Consider the following 21,908-nt stretch of genomic DNA (forward strand, 5'->3'; position numbering starts at 1 on the left):
AACTTCCATCGGCCGCTTGCCAACGGAAGTTTTTTGTCCGGCAGTCAGACTTCCATAATTTCCTGCTCTTTTGTTTTTGTCATTTTATCGATTTTTTGAATGTGCTGGTCGGTGATTTTCTGAACGTCTTCCGCGAAACCACGATGCTCATCTTCTGTAATCTCACCGTTTTTCTCCTGCTTTTTCAGTTCATCATTGGCATCACGGCGCACGTTACGGATGGCAACTTTTGCTTCTTCCGCTTCTTTTTTGATGAGCTTCACCAGTTCTTTTCTACGTTCTTCCGTTAAAGGCGGGATGGAAAGGCGGATTACGGAACCGTCATTATTCGGCGTAAGGCCGAGATCCGATTTTAAAATGGCCCTTTCAATTTCACCCAGCACCGTTTTATCATACGGCTGGATCACCATCAGGCGCGCTTCCGGCACGGAAATGGACGCAAGCTGGTTTACAGGTGTCCTAGCGCCGTAGTAATCTATCGTGATTTTATCGAGCAGGGCCGCGTTTGCACGCCCCGCACGGATGGAGCCGAGTTCGCGCTGAAAAGCCTGGATTGCTTTTGCCATTTTATCTTTTGCAGTGTCAATGACCTGATTTGCCATCATATTTTCCCCCTAACGATTGTCCCAATGGTTTCGCCCAAGACGGCGCGTTTGATGTTTCCTTCCTCCATAATTGAGAATACTATAAGCGGGATGTCATTGTCCATACATAAAGAGGACGCGGTGGAGTCCATGACAGCGAGGCCGTCTTTGATGACATCCAGATATGAAAGCTCTTCATATTTCACAGCATCTTTGTCCAGTTTCGGATCGGCAGAATAAACACCGTCCACATTATTTTTTGCCATTAAAATGACATCGGCTTCAATTTCTGCTGCACGCAGCGCGGCGGTCGTATCGGTGGAGAAAAACGGGTTGCCCGTACCGGCGGCAAAAATAACGACACGACCCTTTTCCAGATGGCGGATGGCCCGCCTTCTGATATAAGGTTCTGCCACCTGGCGCATATCAATGGAAGTCTGCACGCGTGTTTCCACGTCGCTCTGTTCCAGGCTGTCCTGAAGGGCCATTGCATTCATGACCGTGGCGAGCATGCCCATATAATCAGCCGTTGCCCTGTCCATTCCCATCTGGCTGCCGATCTTGCCGCGCCAAATATTGCCGCCGCCGACGACAATCGCCACTTCAACGCCAAGCTCGACAATTTCTTTTACTTGCCGCGCGACGGACTGGATGACCGTCGGATGAATACCAAAGCCCTGCTCTCCAGCCAATGCCTCACCACTTAATTTCAATACGACACGTTTATATTTAGGGGTGTCCATTTTGAACCTCCAATATGGTTATGTAAAATTGCCCCGGTCCATCTTTGCCGGTAAACGGGGCGTTTTTTTTGCAAGGTTAAAATCCTGCCTTCTTTTAAAAAGAGGAACACACTGTGTTCCCCTTTTAAAACTAGTTTTTCTTCACTTGATTCATGACTTCTTCAGCAAAGTTTTCCTGGCGTTTTTCAATGCCTTCGCCGACTTCATAACGGACAAAATCTGCCACTTTTGCATTATGGGAAGCGACGAACTGCCCAACCGTTTGATCCGGATTTTTGACAAACGCCTGGTCTGCCACACAAATTTCCTCGAAGTATTTCTTCAAGCGTCCTTCCACCATTTTTTCCACAATCTTTTCCGGTTTGCCTTCGTTCAGCGCCTGTTGTTTTAATACTTCGCGTTCATGGGCCACTTCTTCTTCCGAAACCTGGTCGCGGGAGATGTATTTCGGATTCATCGCTGCAACATGAAGGGCAACGTCTTTTGCAACAGAAGCATCGGTTGTGCCTTCAAGAACAGTGAGCACACCGATACGGCCGCCCATGTGGAGGTATTCGCCGAACGCACCGTTATCCGTTTTCGTTTTCAGGGCAAAACGGCGGAGCGAAATTTTTTCACCGATTTTGGAAATCGCCTGTGTAATAAAATCATTGACAGTCGATCCGTTTGCCATTGTTGATTGTAAAGCGGCATCCAGATCGGCCGGTTTGCTTTGAAGCAAATGTTCAGCGATTTCTTTTACAAGGTTTTGGAATTCTGCATTTTTTGCAACAAAGTCTGTTTCGGCATTGACTTCGAGAATGACGGCGTGGTTGCCTTCGCTTAATACGTAAGTGGTTCCTTCTGCAGCAACGCGGTCTGCCTTTTTCGCCGCTTTTGCGATCCCTTTTTCACGAAGATAGTCCACCGCTTTTTCCATATCGCCGTTCGTTTCCGTCAGCGCTTTTTTGCAATCCATCATGCCTGCGCCGGTTTTTTCACGAAGTTCTTTCACCATTTGAGCTGTAATTGCCATCGGATTTCCTCCTTCAAGTTTATGTACGTCTCCCTAAAAAAAGGTGATAAGCACAAACCTTCTTATCACCTTTTTTATTGGGATATTTTGGGTAAGGTGCGGCCGCTGTCAAACCCCGGCCGGAAAACGGATCAGGCTTCGACAGTCGTTTCTTCCGTGCCCGCTGCTTCGCCGGATTCGGCCGGAACTTCAGCGGCACCTTCTTCGCCCTGTTTTGCTTCCACAATAGCATCCGCCATTTTGCTGGTCAAAAGTTTGACCGCACGGATCGCATCATCGTTTGCCGGAATGACATAGTCAATTTCATCCGGATCGCAGTTTGTATCCACAATCCCGATAATCGGAATGTTTAATTTTCTTGCTTCCGCTACCGCGATGCGTTCTTTGCGCGGATCGATTACAAACAATGCATCCGGCAGGTTCCGCATATCTTTAATGCCGCCAAGGAATTTCACCAAACGGTCGTGTTCTTTTTTCAACTGGACGACTTCTTTTTTCGGAAGGACATCAAATGTGCCGTCTTCTTCCATTTTTTCGATTTGTTTCAAACGGTCAATCCGTTTTTGGATCGTTTCAAAGTTGGTTAAGGTTCCGCCAAGCCAGCGGTGGTTCACGTAAAACATGCCGGAACGTTCCGCTTCATCTTTAACGGATTCCTGCGCCTGTTTTTTCGTGCCGACGAACAGAATATTTCCGCCGTTGCCTGCAAGATCTTTTACAAAGTTATAAGCTTCTTCTACTTTTTTGACCGTTTTTTGCAGGTCAATAATATAGATGCCGTTCCGTTCCGTGAAAATGTATTTTTTCATTTTCGGGTTCCAGCGGCGCGTCTGGTGGCCGAAATGGACACCGGCTTCGAGCAGTTGTTTCATTGAGATTACTGACATTTTATTTCCTCCTATGGTTTTTTTCCTCCGCCCCAATCCTTTTCAAAAGGAGACCGCTTAAAAGCAGCACCGTCCTTTAAATCATGAAGCGTGTGTGATAACACCAACGATTACTATACCATAAAAAAAAATGCGAATCAAGCATTATCCGCGTCCTGTCTGAAATTTGAGAAGCAGCTCGATTTCCGTGCGGCCTTTATTTAATTTTTGGGCAATTTCATCAACAGTATACCCGTTTTGTTGCAAATCATTCACTTTTTGCAAAAGGCTTTTTTCTTCCTGAAGCTGCCCATCGCTTTGTTCCCCTGAAATTTGCCGGGCCGCATTCCGGTACGCCCGGTTTGCGGATACCTGGATGAGCGCATCTGACTTCAGTTCCGCTGTTTCTTCTGTCTCAGGCGGTTGTTTTGTTTCCGAACCCGGCTGTCCCGTTTCCGGCCCTGCTTTTTCCCCCGGGCTTGCCTCTTTCATCCTGCCTGCTTTCATTTTTTTGATGAAAGCATCGTTTTCTTCTTTTAACTCCATCAGGTATACGGAAAAGATGTCTTCAATTTCTTTCACCATTTTATTGACGTTTTGTTCTGCCCGGGCAAAGCGGTTTTGCCGTAAATAGAGCAGGATGATGGCAAAAATGGAGAGCACATTAAATAGGAAAGAAAGAATGAGGAAAAAAATAACCGTTTGATTCACCCCCTCTGATTACAGCAGCCGTTTTTCCAAAATATTCCGCAGTTTGTAAATGGCCTTCGAATGGATCTGGGAAATCCGGGAAGTGGAAAGCCCCATCACTTCGCCGATTTCTGTCAGCGTGCATTCTTCCTGATAAAAGAGGCTCAGCACAAGCTGCTCTTTTTCCGACAGGGCACGGATGGCCTCCGCCAGTTCCTTTACGGTTTCCTTTTTTTCCAGCTCGGATTCCGGCTGGCCGGCATTCCTGTCCCCGGACACGAACCGGGATGCTGCTTCCGGTTCATCATTATCGGTGCCCGTTTCTTCAATCGACAGGACATTGGCAAAAAACTGTTCATTCATCGTTGTGCAGACTTCCGTTTCTTCCATGCCAAGCTCCAAAGCGACTTCTTTTGGAGAAACGGTGCGCAAGTATTTCTGCTCGAGACTTTCAATGGCGCTTTCAATTTTTTTCGCTTTTTCCCTTGTGCCTCTTGACAGCCAGTCTTCTTTCCGCAGGCCGTCCAAAATCGCGCCGCGGATCCGAAAAGAAGCATATGTATCAAATCTCAGTTCGCGGGACGGATCAAATTTGTTTAATGAATCCAAAAGCCCGAACATGCCAAGGCTTTTTAAATCCTCTTTTGACACGTTGCGGGGAAGCCCGGCGGCAATTCTTTGGACATGGAAAGAAACAAGCGGCATATATCTTTTCACAAGGGCATTTCCGGCTTCCGGATCACGGGATTTAAGCCACAAATCCCAATCTTTCTGCTCCTCACCCTGTTTTGGCTCCTCCGCCATATCGCATCCCTCCTTGTTGCCATCGCTTTTCCCGAAAACAAAGGGGCGGCCTCGTCATATTTCGACAGAACCCTGGTTGACCGTTCTCACGGTCAGTACGGCATTTCCCGGGTTAAATTCAATCGTGCGGCCGCTTTTTCCCCCGGTATCTTCGGCCACCAATTGAATGCGGTACTTTTTCAGTTCCTGTTTTACAGCCTCGACATTGCGCGGCCCGATCCGCATCGCTTCATTCATGGAAGAAAAAGAAAACATTTCGGCTCCGCCGGCGATTTTTGCTAGCAGTCTGCTCTGGTGGCAGCCTGCGCTTTTCAGCATGCCGATCAGTTCAAAAATAGCGGTATCCGCAAATTTTGCTTTATTCATATGCTCTCCATTCTTCGCAATGAAGGATGAAGGCAGCATTACATGGGCAAGCCCGGCTGTTTTAGCCGGCAAATCGTACAAAACGACGCCAACGCATGAGCCAAGCCCGGTTGTCCTGATCAGGCCGGGAGAAGTGACGATCTTCATTTCCGCAATGCCCACTTTGACAATGTTCATTTCGCTATCCATCTAATTCAACCCTTAGCGCACGGAATAGGATTTCATAAGAATCCGGATCCGGAAAGAGGAAAAAATGCCCCTTCATATCGGAATTTTCCGCCTGCTCATCGCTCAGCACTGTATCAATCACGATGGCATAATCGCTGACCTGGGACAGTTCAATCAAACCATAGCTGATAATGGAACCGAACATATCAATGCTGAGTGCCGGGACGGAAGGCAGCATATCCAGCTTCGTAAAATCGGAAAGCGCCGTTAAATAAGACCCCGACAAAATATTGCCCAGTTCCAGCATCGCCGACAGCCCGAGCTCCGGGTATGGCGGCTTTTCAAAGGAGAACGACGGATCCTCGATCATTTCTTTAATGAATCTTTCGCCCTGGGCAACCGGCACGATGAAAAAAATATTGCCGGGCGCATCGCCTTCAATCCGCAAAAACACGCTCACCACAACGAGCTCAGCGCCGCCGATCAGCTCCATAATTTCTTCAAAGGAGGCAATATGGACATCCGGGACCGTCATTTTGATTTTTTTATGCAGCAATTTGGAAAGCGCCGTTGCGGCATGCCCCGCTCCGATATTCCCGATTTCTTTTAAGACATCAAGGTGAAGATTTGTGATTTTATTTTTAATATCCATTTAAAATACCCCTATTGTAATGGCGTTAAAGTTTTTTCTAAATCAAGCAGCAGCAAAAGCCTCTGGTTTATATTCGCCACACCGGAAATAAAGTCCTCTTTGCCCGCGTTTACCACTTCCGGCTCGGGTTCCACTTTTTTTTCGTCGATATCCAGGACATCCGTCGCCTCGTCCACAAGCAGGCCCGTTTCAATCTCTCCAAACCGGACGATGATCAGCTTGCGTTCCTCCGTATCAGCGCCCGTGTCATCCTCCATGCCAAACCGTTTTTTCAGATCAATGACCGGGATAATGACACCGCGCAAATTCATCACGCCAAGTATAAAAGGAGCGGTAAGCGGCACTCTTGTAATATGCTGCAGCTTTTCAATGGCCAAAACCTGCGTAACCGGCAGGGCATACTCTTTATCATTTAACTGAAATACGATCACTTTCTCCAACGATCTCAACCTCTTTCCTGGACAATGAAATGGGCGGCAAGCACCCTGTTTTCTATTTAATCAGCGCATTGCTGTCGATGATAAGGGCAACCTGGCCGTTTCCAAGAATGGTGGCCCCGGAAATGGCAAATACATTCGTTAAATAATTCCCTAAAGATTTTAATACGATTTCCTGCTGGCCGATAAAGGCGTCCACCACAAACGCAGCCAGTTTTTCCCCTTTCCGCACAATCAGTACGGAGACATATTCATCATTTTGCTTTGCGTCCGGAACTTCAAATATTTCATTCAAAAAGACAAGCGGCACCACTTTGCCCCGGAAATCGATCACTTTTTGGTGATGCGCTTTTAATATTTCGCCCTTCTTAATAATGGCCGTCTCTACAATAGAGGATAACGGGACAGCATATTTTTCCGTCCCGATTTCCACGAGCATGACGGAAATGATCGACAGGGTAAGCGGCAGCTGAATCGTAAAGACGGATCCGCGCCCTTCTGCGGAATGGACAGAAATCGAGCCGCCCAATGATTGAATAGTTGATTTCACCACATCCAGCCCGACACCACGGCCGGAAATATCAGATACATGGTCAGCGGTTGAAAAACCGGATTCAAAAATCAGGTTATAAATCTGGCTGTCTGTTAAACTGCCGGCTTCCTCCTTTTTGACAATGCCTTTTTCAATGGCTTTTTCCAACACTTTTTCACGGTTAATGCCGGCGCCGTCGTCTTCAATTTCTATAAACACATGGTTGCCGCTGTGATAAGCTTTTAACGTAATGGTTCCTGTTTCCGGCTTCCCTGCCCGCTTTCTTTCTTCCGGCTGTTCAATGCCGTGGTCGCACGAATTCCGGATCAGATGGACAAGCGGGTCGCCGATTTCATCAATGACGGTGCGGTCCAGTTCTGTTTCGGCGCCGATAATGTCGAGATCCATTTTTTTGTGCAATTCTCTTGCCAGCTGGCGGACAAGCCGCGGAAAACGGTTAAACACCGTTTCGACCGGCACCATCCGCATGTTCAAAATAATCGTTTGCAAGTCGCCGGAAATTCTGGACATCCTTTCTACGGTTTCATTGAGCTCCGGATGGTTCACTTCTTTTGCAATTTGTTCGAGGCGCCCGCGGTCAATGACCAGCTCTTCAAATAGATTCAGCAGATTATCCAGCCGCTCGATGTTCACACGGATCGTCTTGGTTGTATGTTTCTGTTTTTGCGGATGCTTTTTTGCCGGTTTTTGCGGATGCTTTTCCGCTGCGTCCGGTGCTGCCTGTTTTTTCTGCTCTGGTTCTGCCGGTTTCTCCGATTCTGCCGTTTCCGGGTGTTGACCGCGCCCATCCTGCTTTGTGAGAGTCACGGTGCTTGCTTTAACATCTTCAATCTCTGACACCTTGCAGATTTTTTGGCGGATCTCTTCCCTGTCCTCTTTTGAGATCAGCGTCACCTTAAATTCATTGTCGAACTGCTCTTCTTCCAGCTGGTCGGCCGGCGGATCGGAATGGATAATCTCGCCGCATTTTTCAAGGATATCAAATACCATGAATACCCGCGCCGCTTTTAAAAGGCAATCGCTGCGCAATGTTACCGTGAACTGGTAACAGCTGTACCCTTGTTCTTCTGATTGAACAATCACGGCCTGTTCGTACTGGTCAAATTCGTCTTCCTCTGTTTCCGCCTTTTCCGCTGTGGCGGCCGAAGCTTCTTTCTCCGCCTTCTTCTCTCCGGCCGAACCCTGTTCTGCCGCTTCCAGGCGGGCGATTGTCCCGCTCACATCCATTTTGCCGTCCCCGCCGTTTGCAACCGATTCCACCATCGCTTCCAGATGGTCCACCGCAGTAAAAATCACATCGATAATGTCCGGTGTTACAGACAGCTTCCCGTTCCGAATGGCATCAAGCACATTTTCCATCTTATGAGTCAGGTTGGCGAGGTCTTCATACCCCATTGTTGCCGACATCCCTTTCAATGTGTGGGCGGAACGGAAAATTTCATTGACAATTTGCAAGTCATCCGGGTTTTTTTCAAGCAGCAGCACATTTTCGTTTAACGACTGGATATGTTCCCTGCTTTCTTCAATAAACACTTCCAAGTACTGGCTCATTTCCATCTATACCACACCCTAATCACTAATAAATTTCATGATTGCCTCCGCAATTTTTTCCAGCGGCAAAACTTCATCCACCACTTTCGCGGCAATGGCACTTCTCGGCATGCCGTAAACGATGCAGCTTTCTTCCGCTTCGACAATCGCTCTTACATGCCCGCGATTCTTTAACGCGATCAAACCTTTTGTTCCGTCTGAACCCATCCCGGTCATGATGACGGCAAGTGTTTCATAGTTTTTCAGCATGCTCACCGATTCAAATGTTTTATCCACAGCCGGCCTGTGCCCGTTAACCGGCGCGGATTGCTCAAGCCGGATAAAGAGATGTGCGCCGCGCGCCTCCACGCCCATATGGAAGTCCCCGGGCGCAATATAAACCGCCCCCGGCTTGAGCATTTCGCCATCCTCGGCTTCTTTCACCCTGATGTTTGAAATGGCATTCAGCCGGCTGGCAAGCGACTTTGTAAATCCGCTTGGCATATGCTGGACAACCAGAACAGGCGCTTCCAAATTCCCGGGCAGGGAAGAAAGGACGGTTTGCAGGGCGCGCGGGCCTCCGGTCGATGTTCCGATGCAAACCAATTTTTTCCGTGCTATCCGTCCGCTTTGAACAGGATCGGACAAAGGTTGCGTGTTTTTTTCCGGTTCGCTTCCTTTACGTTTTTCCCATTTCACAAATCTGCCCCCTGTTTTTCAAAACTGTCATTTCATTGCCCTGTTATTGCCATGCATGTTTAATGTTTCAGCAAAAGCCCCTTCAGTTTCCGCATAAATACCGGGGCGCGCGGGCCGGGCCCGTCCGGATTGCCAGATACATAACGGTTAAGCAATTCATCGATTCTTCTTGCAGCCGCTGAATGTGGAAATGCACTGTAAAACGGCAGCTGCCTTGATACAGCTTTTTTTACATGCGCATCTTCCGGCACAACGCCGAGAATGTTCACTTCTTTCCCTAAAAATTTCTTAACTGTAAATTGAAGCCGGTTTAACGTCAACATCCCGTCTTTTTCTTTTTCCGCCCGGTTGCAAATTAAATAAAGGGGGGCGCTGAATTGCTGCATGTAAATATATTTCATCATCGAATAAGCATCGGTAATCGCTGTCGGCTCAGGTGTTGTGACAATAAAAATATCATCAGCCGAAAGCAAAATTTTAAGGCTTGATGGCGCGGCGCCGGCACCCATATCGAAAATGATGTAATCAAAATCATACTGGAGCAGTTCGAGCTCTGTGACAAGCCTGGTTACAGCAGCTTCTTCCATCTCGACAATCTGGGCAAACCCGTTGCCGGCAGAAATATAAGAAATACCGGCCGGCCCGTCGCATATCATTTGGGCAAGTGGGATATTCCGGTTGATAAAGTCCGAGATCGTGTATGATGCGTCAAGCCCGAGAAGGACGTGGATATTGCCCATGCCGACATCCAGGTCAAATAAAAGGACTTTTTTTCCCCTTTCTGCAAGTGCCATTGCCAAATTGACCGAGATGTTCGACTTCCCGACGCCGCCCTTTCCACTTGCGACTGCAAGCGTTTTTGCCGGAATCCCGTGTTGCATTTTTAACTTTGCGCGCAGCTGTTCTGCCTGGTCTCTCATTTGTCGTTCTCCCCAAATACGTATTCGGCAAAAATACCGGGGGTTGCCTCGAGCATATCATCAGGGACATCCTGGCCGTTTGTCACATAAGCACAGCCTTTTCCATACTGTTCCATTAAATTGATCGCAGCGCCGTAAGTGGATGTCTCATCCAGCTTGGTGAAAATAAACCGGTCAATCCTGATGCTTTGAAAACTGTCAAAAACGGCTTTCATATCTTTCTCTTTCATCGTTAACGACAACGTCAGAAAGGTTTCCATTTCCGCATGAAAATCGATGAGTCCTGAAAGCTCGCGGACATATTGCAGCTCCCTGTAATTCCGGCCGGCGGTATCGATAAAAACACGGTCAAAATCGGAAAATTTTTCGATCGCTTTTTTGAAATCGGACAATTTATAGACCACTTCGAGCGGCACATTCAGCAGGTTTGCATACGTTTTTAATTGTTCAATCGCTGCAATCCGATACGTATCCGTTGTAATGAAAGCAATTTTTTCTTTTTTTCGAGCACGGCCTGTGCAGCCATTTTGGCGAGTGTCGTCGTTTTGCCGACACCGGTTGGGCCGATCAGGTTCACGTACTTTTTCTGGCTCCCCCCGTATGTCAAATGGGCGAGCTTTTTTTGAAGCAGTGCCTTCGCCTGCTTTAAAATTTCGTTTTCCGTCAGATTGCCGTTTGCTTTCTCCCATTCTTCATACAGGGCATCTCCGATCACAACCAGCAGCGATTCATCCAGCCCTTGCTGCAAACCTGTGTTTAATCGTTTTTGAATCGGCAGTGGATACTTTTGGTAAGCGGGATTCCCAAATTTCGACACTTCCTGGACCACTTTTTTCAGCGCTGCGATTTCTTTTTGCAGGCTTTCTTTTTCTGAACGGACGGAGGCATCCGGTGCGCGCGCAGGTTTTTCACCACGGGCAGGGGCCGTTTGTACCGGACTGTTTTTCCCGGCATCCGGGTCAACGGCTGCAATTACTTCGATGTTCCGCTTTTTCATAAATCCAAGAAAGCCTTTGTGCTGGACCACTTTTGAATTTAAAATGACGGCCTGGTCCCCAAGCTCAAGACGGATCTGTTTCATTGCTTCAGACATATTGGGCGCCATAAACTTTTTAATTTTCATTCTATGTTCACCAGCCCTGTGCTTTGTACCTCAACGTTTGCTTCCAGTTCATTATAGGAAAGAACCGGCACCTGAGGAAAGAACCGTTCAATCATTTGCCGCAAATACATGCGGATGGCAGGCGAACAAAGGATGACCGCGGAACTGCCGGTAAGCGATACCCTCTCAACCTGCTGTGCAACGGATTCCACAATTTTTTGCGACACGGACGGGTCCAGGGAAAGATAATTGCCATGTTCCGTACGCTGGATGCCATCCGCAATCAATTTCTCTACTTTCCCCGAAACGGTGATGACTTTTAATTGCCCGTCTTGCGCATATTGCGCCGTAATTTGCCGCGCGAGACTTTGGCGGGCGTATTCCGTCAGCAAATCGGTATCTGTTGTTAATTTACCATAGTCGGCTAACGTTTCAAAGATAATCGGCAGTTTTCGGATGGAAACATTTTCTTTCAAAAGATTCGCCAGCACTTTTTGGATCTCGCCGACGGACAACGGGTTCGGTGTTACCTCTTCCACAAGCACCGGGTACGACTCTTTCAAATGGTCAATCAACGCTTTTGTTTCCTGCCTTCCGAGCAGCATATACGCGTTTTGCCGGATCGTTTCCGTAATATGGGTCGAGACAACCGTCGGGGGGTCCACGACCGTATAGCCCATCATTTCCGCCTGTTCTTTTTGTTCTTCCGTCACCCATTTTGCCGGCATTCCGAAAGCCGGCTCGACCGTCTCAATACCTTCAACGGAGCCGTCATCTTCGCCGGGCGCCATCGCTAAATAATGGTCGAGAAGAAGCTCGCCTTTGGCAAGTTCATTCCCGTTAATTTTCAACCGGTACTCATTCGGCTCAAGCTGGATATTATCGCGGATCCGGACAACCGGAATGACAATGCCGAGTTCGATGGCGAGCTGCCTGCGGATCATGACAATCCTGTCAAGCAAATCGCCCCCCTGGTTGGCATCCACAAGCGGGATCAGGCCGTAGCCGAATTCGAATTCGATCGGGTCAATATCGAGCAGGCTCATGACGCTTTCCGGGCTTTTCAATTCCTCAGGCTGGAGTTCTTCCGCTTTCTCCGCGCTTTCCTGTTCCGTCTTTTTCGGGACTTGCTGGAGCCGGAAACCGCCGATGAACAGCGCCGCTGCCACCGTCATGGTTAAAAAATCATTAATCGGCGTAAACAAGCCGAGCAGAAAGATCGTGCCGCCCGCGACATATAGCATTTTGGGATAGGACAGCATCTGCGCCATTACGTCCTGGCCAAGATTGCCGTCTGATGCCGCCCTCGTGACCACGATCCCGGTTGCTGTCGAAATGAGCAGAGCCGGCACCTGGCTGACAATGCCGTCGCCAACGGTCATCAGCGAAAACTGGCTCGCGGCATCACTAATGGAGAGGCCGAGCTGGGTCATGCCGATAATGATCCCGAAGATAAGATTAATGAGAACGATAATGATGCTGGCAATCGCATCGCCCTTGACAAATTTGCTGGCACCGTCCATCGCGCCGTAAAAGTCTGCTTCCCGGCTGACTTTTTCCCGGCGAGCGCGCGCCTCCTGATCGGATATCATGCCGGCATTCAAGTCCGCATCAATGCTCATTTGCTTGCCCGGCATCGCATCGAGCGTGAACCGGGCCGCGACTTCAGCCACCCGTTCAGCGCCTTTTGTAATCACAATAAATTGGATAATAATCAAAATCGTAAAGACGACTAGCCCGACGACGATGTTGCCGCCGACAACGAACGATCCGAACGTCTCAATGACCCCGCCGGCATTGCCGGTGGAAAGGATCGAGCGGGTGGTTGAGATATTCAGCCCGAGCCGGAATAAGGTTAAAATGAGCAGCAATGACGGAAAGACGGAAAACTGAAGCGGCTCTTTCATATTCATTGAGATTAAAAGTACCATCAATGCAAGAGAAATATTACATATAATTAAAAAGCTCAATGCCCATGTCGGAAAAGGGATAATTAGCATAGTGACGATTAAAATGACACCTGCGATCACGGGAATATCTCTCAAATCTCTTGCACTCATACGGTTTCTCTCCTAACTTGCATGAAAAAGCTTAAATTTTATGCTTGATTTTGTATACGTACGCCAAAATTTCCGCTACTGCTTTAAAAAACTGTTCCGGAATGCGTCCGCCAACTTCCACCTGCTCATAAAGCGCCCTTGCCAGCGGCCTGTTTTCCAGCATGACAATGTCATGCTCTTTTGCGATCGATTTGATTTTTTGGGCAAGGAAGTCCGCTCCTTTTGCCACAACGATGGGCGCATCGCTCTTTGTTTCATCGTAGCGGAGGCAGACGGCAAAATGCGTTGGGTTCGTAATGACGACATCGGCGTTCGGCACTTCCTGCATCATTCTCCGCATCGCCATTTCGCGTTGCTTTTGCCTGATTTTTGATTTAATCAGCGGGTCGCCTTCCATATTTTTAAATTCTTCCTTGATTTCCTGCTTGGACATCCGGATATTTTTTTCAAAATCGAAACGCTGGTACAAGTAATCAAGAACGGCGAGCACAAACAGGGCAACAGAAGCGCTGATGCCGGTTATGGCGGCGAGATGCCCGACTGCAGCCAGCGTATCGCCCGCGCTTTTAAACGGCAGGCCTGAAATATCCTGGATATTGGCCCAAATGACGTAAAAAGCAACAACGCCGACCACCGCCATTTTTAAAACGGATTTTAACAATTCCACAAGCGCCCGGATCGAAAAAATCCGTTTTAATCCGGCGACGGGATTGATTTTGTTTATATTCGGTTTCAGCCCTTCACCGGTAAAAAGGAGGCCGGTTTGGGCCACATTTCCGACCACGCCGGCCAAAAGGGCAACGGCCATAACCGGCAAAAGCATCGAAGCCAGCTGTTTCATGACGCCGGTCATCAATTTGCCAACGCTTTGCTCCGTGACATCCTGCAGCATATATTTTGAAAAAGCCTGGCGAAAGAGTGCCATCATCGGGCTTCCGATCGAGGAGGCCCCGAAATACAAGAACAGAAACACCGCAAGAAGCATGACAGCCGTTACGATATCCTGGCTTTTGGCTGTCTGCCCCTTTTTGCGGGCATCACGCCGCTTTTTCGGCGTTGCCTTTTCTGTTTTCTCCCCTGCGAAAAACTGCAAATCGAGTGAGAGGTGCTTCAAACGGATCCCCCCAACAGTGCCATACAATTCCGCATCGCAACAAACATCCATTCAAACAAATGTTCAACCGCGATATAAATCGTGCCCATTGCCACCGCCAGCGCGATCAAACTAACGGCAATTTTGACCGGAAAGCCGACCACAAAAATATTAAGCTGCGGTACGGTCCGGGCGATGATGCCAAGCGCAATGTCCGTTAAAAACAGGACGGCGACAACAGGTGCCGACATTTGAAAAGCGACGAGAAACACACGGGCCAAAAGGGTTGCCAAATATTTTGCGAGATTGAAAGACCCGAGATGGACCCATGCCTGATCGAGCGGGATAAACGAATAGCTGTAATAAATCCCGTCCAAAAGCAGGTGGTGCCCGTTCAGGGAAAGCAATAAAAGCAGCGCAAAACTGTACAAATATTCCCCGGTAAGCGGCGTTTGCGCCCCTGATTGCGGATCAATCACATTGGCCATGGAAAACCCTGCCTGAAAATCGATAAACGTACCGGCCAATTGCACGGCCGACAAAATGAAATAGGCTACAAAGCCAAGCAGCAGGCCGACAAGTGCTTCTTTAATCATCAGCATAAAATAGGCGCCATCCATGGTGAACGGTTTGGCATGGATCGTGTATGTCACAAGGACGGACAAAAAGAAGCCAAGGCCGATCCGGAACCGGGCCGGTACGCTCCTGTGGGAAAATAACGGCATCATGATAAAAAAAGTGGTGACCCTAATGAAAACGAGTAAAAATATGCTGAATGACGGAATCAGTTCATCCATATGTTAACCTATATATTGTGTTAAATTGGATAAAATTTCTTTTGTGTATGTAAGCATGTGGCTTAGCATCCACGGGCCAAGCAGTACAAGGCCGAGCAGCACCGCAACAATTTTCGGGACAAATGCCAGCGTCTGTTCCTGGATTTGCGTTGCAGCCTGGAAGATACTGACAATCATACCGACGACAAGCGCAATCAATAAAAGCGGACCGCAGACCATAAAGGTCACCATGATGCCTTTTTCGGCCAGTGAAATGACCATTTCCTCACTCAATCCATTCACCTTCTTTAAAAACTTTCAAGCAGCGACTTCACAACAAGATACCATCCGTCCACGAGCACAAACAGTAAGATTTTAAAAGGCAGCGAGATCATCACAGGCGGCAGCATCATCATTCCCATCGACATCAGGACACTTGCCACGACCATATCGATGACAAGAAAAGGAATGAAAATCATGAAGCCCATTTGAAAAGCCGTCTTTAATTCGCTGATTGTAAATGCCGGAACAAGGGTTGTCATTGGAATATCCTGCACCGACTTAGGCTGCTTTTTATGGGCATAATCCAAAAACAGCTGCAAGTCTTTCTGCCGGGTCTGTTTCGCCATAAATTCCTTAAACGGCTTCTGGGCTTTGTCATAAGCCTCTTCCAGCGTCAGTTTATCATGGAACAACGGCGTGAGCGCCTGTTTATTTACCTGTTGAAACGTCGGAGCCATGATAAAAAACGTCAGAAACAGCGCAAGGCCTACGATCACCTGATTCGGTGGGGCTGTCTGCGTGCCGAGCGAAGTCCGGACAAAAGACAGGACAATGACAATCCGCGTAAAAGAAGTCAATAGGATTAAAATGCTCGGTGCCAATGAAAGAACGGTCATAAGCAAAAGGATTTTGACCGAAAGGGAAACGGTATCGCCGGATGTGCTGCTTAATGTATTCAACAACTCATTCATCGTTCTGTTTCTCCTTCTCCCTTTGTTCCAGTTCTTTCATCGCCTGCGCCCGCTCCTCCCTGATCGCGCTAATTTGCGACTTCAGCAAATGCCCGAACGGGGTTGCTTCTGTTTTTGCCCCAGTTTCCCTGTTTTTCACCGCTTTTATGAGCCTTGTCGCAATATCGCGCGGTTCCAGTTGCTGCTCGAGCTTTTGATTGTACTGGTCAACGAACTGCCTGACCTCTTCCTCGTCATCAATTTCTTTGACAAGCTGCACATCGTCCCCGACACCTAAAATAAGAATCCTGTCGCCCGCTTTTACAATTTGCAGCGACTTATTTCCGCCCAAAGGCGTGCCGCCGAAATTCTGTATCATTTTACTGCTTTGATAGGCACGGCTTCTTTTGTTGACAAATTTTAAAACAAAGCATAGTAAACAAATCACGAAAATAAGTGCGAGGATCATCCGCGCAATATCCCCGAAGGTTACCGCCGGATTTGCCGTTTCCGATTGTGTAGCCTGGCTTTCGGATTTTCCGTCCGTTTGTTTTTGACACTGTTTCGGATGGTCGATACATTCTTTCACATTTCCGTTAAAAGAAGCCGCGAGGGCATTGCCGGGTGCCGAAAACCCGTACAGCAGGCACAGCAGAATCCCAAACAGCAAAAGCCCCTTCGTCACTTGGCTTTGCAAATCATTGTCACCTTCCTGGCATCGTCAGCCGAGCGTTTTTTGGATGGCCTCAATTACACGGTCAGCTTGGAACGGTTTGACGATAAAGTCTTTTGCACCGGCCTGGATGGCATCAATGACCATCGCCTGCTGGCCCATTGCCGAACACATGATGACTTTTGCATCCGGGTCGATTTTTTTAATTTCCTTCAGCGCGCTGATCCCGTCCACTTCCGGCATTGTAATATCCATTGTCACAAGATCCGGCCGGTGTTCCTTATATTTTTCGATTGCTTGTGCGCCGTCTCCCGCTTCAGCGACAACGTCATATCCGTTTTTTGTCAGAATGTCTTTAATCATCATGCGCATAAACGCAGCGTCATCTACAATCAAAATTTTCTTTGCCATTTGGATCTTCCCCCATTATCTCAGTTTTTTCAGCCGGTCTTTCTGGCTCACGATATCTGTCACACGCACACCGAAGTTCTCATCAATCACCACCACTTCCCCAATGGCAATTAACTGATGGTTGATGAGAATATCCACGGGTTCTCCGGCGAGCTTGTCCAGTTCCACAATGGAGCCGGCGCCCATCTCAAGAATTTCCCTTACTGTTTTCGATGTCCTGCCCAGTTCAACAGTCACTTCAAGCGGGATATCAAGGAGCATGTCCAGATTTTTCGTTTCAACGCGCGGCGCTGTTTCTTCAAAACTCGTAAAAACAGCTGGCTGCACATTTTGGTACATCTCCTGTTTTGCTGCATTTTGAGCAGGCTCAGCCGGTTTTTCCGCAGCATGGCCGCGCATATTTTGATCCGGCTGCTTTTCCTCTGCTTTTTTTTCAGCTTCGGCGGGTTGTTCAGGATGAATGAGATCGCGCGCCAGTTTTTTCGCAAACGAAAGCGGCAACAGCTGCATGATCTGCGAATCGATTAATGACCCGATCATAATCCGGAACGAGACTTTCACAAGCAAATCCTGGTCCGGAAGCTTGTCCGTGCCTTCGCCTTCCAAAATATTTAAAAGTGAAACGGCCGGCGGGGAAATATCGATTCTTTTATTAAAAACCGTAGACATCGAGGTAGCGGCAGAACCCATCATCTGATTCATCGCTTCCTGTACCGCGCTCAAATGGATCTCATCCAGTTCGCTGCTCGGATTTTCGCCGGTTCCGCCCAGCATCAAGTCGGCAATAATGGCGGCATCGGATTGTTTAATGACGAGCACATTCACGCCGGAAAAGCCCTCCGTGTATTTCACCTGAATGGCCACGTAAGGATGCGGAAATTCATCCGCCAGTTTGTCGTGCCGGACAATGCTGACCTCAGGCGTTGTAATTTCAACTTTTTGTGAAAGCAGGGTGGACAATGCCGTCGCAGAGCTCCCAAACGAAATGTTACCAATTTCCCCAAGCGCATCCCTTTCCATGGAATCGAGATAATCTTCCACACGGAGGGAATCTTTGGCGCTTGCGTCTTCCAGATTTGCAGTGCCGTTAAGAAGGGCATCAATTTCTTCTTGCGACAGCATATCATCGCTCATACTGTTCTTCTTCCCCTTCCTCTATGATATCAAGGATTTGGACAGCCATTTTAGTGCCTTGCTTGCCCGGCTGCCCGATGAATTTCGGAATTTTATCCACCTTGACAACCAACGGCTCTTCAATGGTTTGGTTCAGCCGTATACAGTCGCCAATTTCCAGATTCAGAAAATCTTCAATTTTTATTGTTGCCGTCCCCAGTTCGGCGGTGAGCGGCACTTTTGCCTCCTTAATGCCTTCTTCGAGCAGGCGGATATTATTCGGGTCCGGTTCCTTTCCGGCGTGCTGCATCCAATAATGCCCGGACAATTTCGGCATCATCGGGTCAAGCACCACTTGCGGCAGGCATAAATTGATCATGCCGCTTGTATCGCCGATGGTCGTGTTGAGAGAAATGACGACCACGGTTTCATTCGGAGAAATCATCTGCAGAAACTGCGGATTGACTTCCAGTTCAGTCAGAAAGGGATTGATTTCGATGATCTCGCTCCACGCTTCCTTTAACTGGTCGATGGTCTGGTCAAAAATTCTCGTCATGATTTTCTTTTCAATCTCAGTGAGTTTGTCAATTTTATTGATGCTTTCCCCGTACCCTCCCAACACACGATCCATCATCGTATAGGCAATGTTCGGGTTAATTTCCATAATAATATTCCCGTCAAGCGGGGGAACTTCATAAACCGTCAAAAGCGTCATTTTCGGTATCGAACGGATAAATTCCTCATACGGAATCTGGTCAGCCGATGCAACGGAAATCTGCACGTAAGTCCGGAGCTGGGCAGATAAAAAGGTTGTCAGAATCCTTGAGAAGTTTTCATGAATTCTTGTCAGGCTTCTGATCTGGTCTTTTGAAAACCGGAGTGCCCGCTTGAAATCATATACTTTGACTTTCCGGGTTTCCTCTTTTTTTATTTCCTCCGCGTTCATTTCCCCCGTTGACAGGGCGGATAGCAGCGCATCAATTTCAGACTGCGATAAAATATCTTCCGGCAAGTTTACCCACCCCCCTTGTTTACATACAGGCACAGGGGCCGGACTGCCTGCTGCGGCACTGCCTGTTTGCTGCACTCTGCCTTTATTGCTTCAACAGGCGGCATACTTTTATTGGATAACAAAGGAAGTAATATATACATTTACAACTTCGCCGTCCTGCATCATTTTATTTAACCGGTTTTTTATGTCTGTTTTGAACTTTTGTTTCCCCTTTTCAGCTTGCAAATCCTGCATGTTCATATTTGACAGCTCGTCAATCATAATGTCTTTGATTTGAAAATCTCTTTTTGTCAGTTCATCTTTTGCTTTTTTATTGTTTCCTTCAATTTTGATGGCAATCTGGACGATGTGGTTGTCTTTCAGATTGGTTGTCATCGTGTCAATGTCCACGGAAGAATCGACAACTTCATCAATGTTTGGCCCTTTTGCCTTTGTTGCCTCGTTCGATTTATAGATGACGATGATGGTGATGATGCCGGCCAGTAAAATGACGGAAATCATCACAAGCATGATCCGCACCATTTTATTCATTCCGGCCCCTCCTCCCCGGTATTTCTTCCAAGCAAAGAAACAGACCGGAAAAAGGCGGTCACTTTTTGCTCGATTTCTTTGCTCGACTCCCTAACAATATAAGCGTGTCCGTTTGTCAGGATGATTCTTGTATCCGGCATGCTTTCCACCGTTTCAATATGAATAGCGTTTATCCAGAATGCCCTGCCGTTTAATTTTGTCACTTCAATCACATTATGCGGGCCGGGGCTAGAGCCCTGGCCCCCTTCCCCCTATCGTTTCAGATTGACAAGTTCCTGCAGAATTTCATCGGATGTCGTAATAATTCTTGTATTCGCCTGAAACCCGCGTTCTGCTACGATCATATTGGTCAACTCTTCCGACAGGTCGACATTGGACATTTCGAGATAGCCGGATTTGATTGTGCCTGCACCGTTTTGTCCCGGCTGGCTTACTGTGACCGTCCCCGCATTGGAATTCGTTGTGGTATATAAATTGCCGCCGACTTTTGTCAGCCCGGCAGGATTCTGGAAAGTGGCAATGCTGATTGTTCCAATTGTATTGCCATCCTGATCGGTAATGGTTCCGTCTGTTGCGACTGAAAAGCTTTTGACATTTGCGCCAAGGGTGATGGCTTGTCCATTTGTACCCAGCACAGTAAAACCTTCTGAATTGACGAGTCTTCTGTTATTATCAAAGTAAAAATTGCCGGCACGCGTATAGTACGTGTTGTTGCCATCTGCTACTCTGAAGTACCCGTCTCCAGTAATCGCAAAGTCAAGGGGACGCCCCGTTGATTCCGGACTTCCTGAAGTATCAACGGTATCAATTGAACCGATCTGAGACCCAAGGCCTACCTGCTGGGCGCTTGTGCCGGGCGTCGCGCTGGCCAGCGTCTGGCTGATTGCATCTTTAAACGTCACACGCCCTTTTTTGTACCCGTAAGTATTCACATTTGCGATGTTGTTTCCGATTGTATCAAGTTCTGTTTGAAAGTTTTTCATGCCGCTTACACCTGAATATAATGAACGTAACATTGCATTAACCCCTCTCCATTTTTGTTTTCAGCTGCGTCTGTCATTCGGCAGCTGCGGCCTTCCTTCCGGTCCGGCCGGTGATTCTAAAATGATGGCGCCGTTAATATTGCTGAAAATTTGGGAACCGGCTTCACTCCGGTCCATTGCAGTAATCACGGTTGCATTTTTTGCACTGACGATCAGCGCGGCATCATCTGCCAGAACCAGTGTCTCATCCAGCCCTTTTTGCTTTGCCTCCGCCACCTTTTCGCTGATCTGCTTCCAGGTGGAATCGTCGAGTTCAATCCCCCGTTCCTGCAGCCTTTCGCCGGCGTGTTTGCTGATTTTTAATGTGGCTGGTTCAGACTGCCCGGACAATGCCTGCTTGAAATAATCCGAAAAATGGCCGGTTTGGTTCTTCCCCTGGCCGGATTCTCGCGTTCCATTAAGAGAACGCACAGGCGTGGTTCGCTGCAATGGAATGGACGGATAGGATTGATCCATTCAATCACTTCCTAGTTTGCAATTTTCGTAAGCTGCCCGCTTGCGGCTTTTTGCCCGTTATCAAGTGTAAAGATGAGGCTGCCGTTTTGGATGGAAACGGCACTGACCGAAGCTGTTTCTTCTTTTCCGGCATTATTTGTATAGGCCACTTTTTTTCCAATCAAATGGCTTGCCTGAATCAATGCTGCTTCATTTGAAGTGTTGCTATTGATCCCTGTCATATCGGAAGAACTGATTTTCGTTCCGTCATCCAGCGTGAAGGTAACTGCATTGTCATCCCCAAACGAAATGCCGGTAATCGTCCCGGTTCCCGACTTAACGGATGCTGTTCCGTCATCTGCTGTTTCGGTTTTTTCCCAGGAAACCGTTCTCCCGATATACTGCGTATATGCAATTTGTTGCGATTGCTGCGAAAGTTTGATCAGATTGTCGATATTGTTTTTCAGATTGGTCATTTGCTCCAATGAAGAGAACTGCGCCATTTGTGAGACAAATTGCGTGTCGTCCATTGGCTTGGTCGGATCCTGGTTTTGAAGTTGGGCAATCAATATTTTCAAAAAAGCATCTTTATCCAACGTCTTACTCCCCGTACGCGTGCTGGTAGCTGTATTTTGATTGCTTAACAGCAGGCTTGGGTCAATAGAAGTCAAAGTCATTT

26 protein-coding genes and 1 pseudogene are annotated in these 21,908 nt (G+C 47.9%); all 27 read right to left on the minus strand.

What is annotated here, in order from left to right; all coding sequences use genetic code 11:
• Positions 1–44: 44 nt before the first annotated feature.
• The 27 genes and pseudogenes from frr to flgD all read right to left on the minus strand — a co-directional run bounded on the left by frr (position 45) and on the right by flgD (position 21,906).
• Positions 45–602 (minus strand): ribosome recycling factor, encoded by a 558-nt coding sequence (gene frr / locus ABR335_RS10905; protein ID WP_026104623.1) that lies wholly within the window; start codon positions 600–602, stop codon positions 45–47.
• Entirely contained in the window at positions 602–1,327 is a 726-nt protein-coding gene (gene pyrH, locus ABR335_RS10910; protein WP_014095425.1) for a UMP kinase, read from the minus strand. Before pyrH ends, frr begins: the two co-directional genes overlap by 1 nt.
• A 130-nt stretch (positions 1,328–1,457) precedes the next feature.
• Positions 1,458–2,342, minus strand: coding sequence for a translation elongation factor Ts (tsf, locus tag ABR335_RS10915; protein ID WP_014095426.1), 885 nt, complete (start codon positions 2,340–2,342; stop codon positions 1,458–1,460).
• 131 nt (positions 2,343–2,473) lie between these two features.
• Positions 2,474–3,229: a 30S ribosomal protein S2 gene (gene rpsB / locus ABR335_RS10920; protein WP_014095427.1), complete on the minus strand. Its 756-nt coding sequence runs from the start codon at positions 3,227–3,229 to the stop codon at positions 2,474–2,476.
• Between the two features lie 144 nt (positions 3,230–3,373).
• A complete protein-coding gene (locus ABR335_RS10925; RefSeq protein ID WP_061565825.1) occupies positions 3,374–3,919 on the minus strand; it encodes a hypothetical protein in 546 nt (181 codons plus the stop codon).
• A 9-nt stretch (positions 3,920–3,928) separates the two neighbouring features.
• Positions 3,929–4,702 carry a FliA/WhiG family RNA polymerase sigma factor gene (locus ABR335_RS10930; RefSeq protein WP_014095429.1) on the minus strand — a complete coding sequence of 258 codons (774 nt, stop codon included), beginning with the start codon at positions 4,700–4,702 and terminating at the stop codon, positions 3,929–3,931.
• 54 nt (positions 4,703–4,756) lie between these two features.
• On the minus strand, positions 4,757–5,257 hold the full coding sequence (locus tag ABR335_RS10935) for a chemotaxis protein CheD (protein WP_014095430.1): 501 nt from the start codon (positions 5,255–5,257) through the stop codon (positions 4,757–4,759).
• Positions 5,250–5,888, minus strand: coding sequence for a chemotaxis protein CheC (locus ABR335_RS10940; protein WP_014095431.1), 639 nt, complete (start codon positions 5,886–5,888; stop codon positions 5,250–5,252). Before ABR335_RS10940 ends, ABR335_RS10935 begins: the two co-directional genes overlap by 8 nt.
• Positions 5,889–5,899: 11 nt before the next feature.
• Positions 5,900–6,328, minus strand: a complete 429-nt coding sequence (locus ABR335_RS10945) for a chemotaxis protein CheW (RefSeq protein ID WP_019721099.1) — start codon at positions 6,326–6,328, stop codon at positions 5,900–5,902.
• Between the two features lie 52 nt (positions 6,329–6,380).
• Complete coding sequence (locus tag ABR335_RS10950) at positions 6,381–8,435, minus strand: chemotaxis protein CheA (protein ID WP_350346169.1); 2,055 nt, start codon at positions 8,433–8,435, stop codon at positions 6,381–6,383.
• 12 nt (positions 8,436–8,447) lie between these two features.
• Positions 8,448–9,107 carry a CheB methylesterase domain-containing protein gene (locus tag ABR335_RS10955; protein ID WP_017554485.1) on the minus strand — a complete coding sequence of 220 codons (660 nt, stop codon included), beginning with the start codon at positions 9,105–9,107 and terminating at the stop codon, positions 8,448–8,450.
• A 59-nt stretch (positions 9,108–9,166) separates the two neighbouring features.
• Positions 9,167–10,027: a MinD/ParA family protein gene (locus ABR335_RS10960; protein WP_350346170.1), complete on the minus strand. Its 861-nt coding sequence runs from the start codon at positions 10,025–10,027 to the stop codon at positions 9,167–9,169.
• Positions 10,024–11,150: pseudogene (flhF, locus tag ABR335_RS10965) on the minus strand (flagellar biosynthesis protein FlhF). Before flhF ends, ABR335_RS10960 begins: the two are co-directional and overlap by 4 nt.
• The gene (gene flhA / locus ABR335_RS10970) at positions 11,147–13,189 is read right to left on the minus strand and encodes a flagellar biosynthesis protein FlhA (protein ID WP_014095437.1); all 2,043 of its coding nucleotides are present in this window, start codon (positions 13,187–13,189) and stop codon (positions 11,147–11,149) included. Before flhA ends, flhF begins: the two are co-directional and overlap by 4 nt.
• A 31-nt stretch (positions 13,190–13,220) precedes the next feature.
• The gene (gene flhB / locus ABR335_RS10975) at positions 13,221–14,303 is read right to left on the minus strand and encodes a flagellar biosynthesis protein FlhB (RefSeq protein WP_017551525.1); all 1,083 of its coding nucleotides are present in this window, start codon (positions 14,301–14,303) and stop codon (positions 13,221–13,223) included.
• Positions 14,300–15,079, minus strand: a complete 780-nt coding sequence (fliR, locus tag ABR335_RS10980; protein ID WP_017551524.1) for a flagellar biosynthetic protein FliR — start codon at positions 15,077–15,079, stop codon at positions 14,300–14,302. Before fliR ends, flhB begins: the two co-directional genes overlap by 4 nt.
• A 3-nt stretch (positions 15,080–15,082) precedes the next feature.
• The gene (gene fliQ, locus ABR335_RS10985) at positions 15,083–15,352 is read right to left on the minus strand and encodes a flagellar biosynthesis protein FliQ (RefSeq protein ID WP_014095440.1); all 270 of its coding nucleotides are present in this window, start codon (positions 15,350–15,352) and stop codon (positions 15,083–15,085) included.
• 14 nt (positions 15,353–15,366) lie between these two features.
• A complete protein-coding gene (gene fliP / locus ABR335_RS10990) occupies positions 15,367–16,032 on the minus strand; it encodes a flagellar type III secretion system pore protein FliP (RefSeq protein WP_237349204.1) in 666 nt (221 codons plus the stop codon).
• The gene (locus ABR335_RS10995) at positions 16,025–16,708 is read right to left on the minus strand and encodes a flagellar biosynthetic protein FliO (RefSeq protein ID WP_104851385.1); all 684 of its coding nucleotides are present in this window, start codon (positions 16,706–16,708) and stop codon (positions 16,025–16,027) included. Before ABR335_RS10995 ends, fliP begins: the two co-directional genes overlap by 8 nt.
• A 24-nt stretch (positions 16,709–16,732) precedes the next feature.
• A complete protein-coding gene (locus ABR335_RS11000; RefSeq protein WP_014095443.1) occupies positions 16,733–17,095 on the minus strand; it encodes a response regulator in 363 nt (120 codons plus the stop codon).
• A 15-nt stretch (positions 17,096–17,110) separates the two neighbouring features.
• Positions 17,111–18,229, minus strand: coding sequence for a flagellar motor switch phosphatase FliY (gene fliY, locus ABR335_RS11005; protein ID WP_017551523.1), 1,119 nt, complete (start codon positions 18,227–18,229; stop codon positions 17,111–17,113).
• Positions 18,219–19,220: a flagellar motor switch protein FliM gene (gene fliM, locus ABR335_RS11010; RefSeq protein WP_014095445.1), complete on the minus strand. Its 1,002-nt coding sequence runs from the start codon at positions 19,218–19,220 to the stop codon at positions 18,219–18,221. Before fliM ends, fliY begins: the two co-directional genes overlap by 11 nt.
• A gap of 108 nt (positions 19,221–19,328) precedes the next feature.
• Positions 19,329–19,751, minus strand: a complete 423-nt coding sequence (fliL, locus tag ABR335_RS11015; RefSeq protein WP_014095446.1) for a flagellar basal body-associated protein FliL — start codon at positions 19,749–19,751, stop codon at positions 19,329–19,331.
• The gene (locus ABR335_RS11020; protein ID WP_017551521.1) at positions 19,748–19,963 is read right to left on the minus strand and encodes a flagellar FlbD family protein; all 216 of its coding nucleotides are present in this window, start codon (positions 19,961–19,963) and stop codon (positions 19,748–19,750) included. The genes fliL and ABR335_RS11020 overlap by 4 nt, the downstream gene beginning before the upstream one ends.
• Before the next feature lie 39 nt (positions 19,964–20,002).
• Entirely contained in the window at positions 20,003–20,767 is a 765-nt protein-coding gene (gene flgG / locus ABR335_RS11025) for a flagellar basal body rod protein FlgG (RefSeq protein ID WP_104851384.1), read from the minus strand.
• Between the two features lie 27 nt (positions 20,768–20,794).
• A complete protein-coding gene (locus ABR335_RS11030) occupies positions 20,795–21,250 on the minus strand; it encodes a TIGR02530 family flagellar biosynthesis protein (protein WP_026683996.1) in 456 nt (151 codons plus the stop codon).
• Between the two features lie 11 nt (positions 21,251–21,261).
• Complete coding sequence (flgD, locus tag ABR335_RS11035) at positions 21,262–21,906, minus strand: flagellar hook assembly protein FlgD (RefSeq protein ID WP_185740930.1); 645 nt, start codon at positions 21,904–21,906, stop codon at positions 21,262–21,264.
• Positions 21,907–21,908 lie beyond the last annotated feature (2 nt).

The sequence above is a fragment of the Heyndrickxia faecalis genome, assembly GCF_040267745.1.
GTDB lineage: Bacteria > Bacillota > Bacilli > Bacillales > Bacillaceae_C > Weizmannia > Weizmannia faecalis.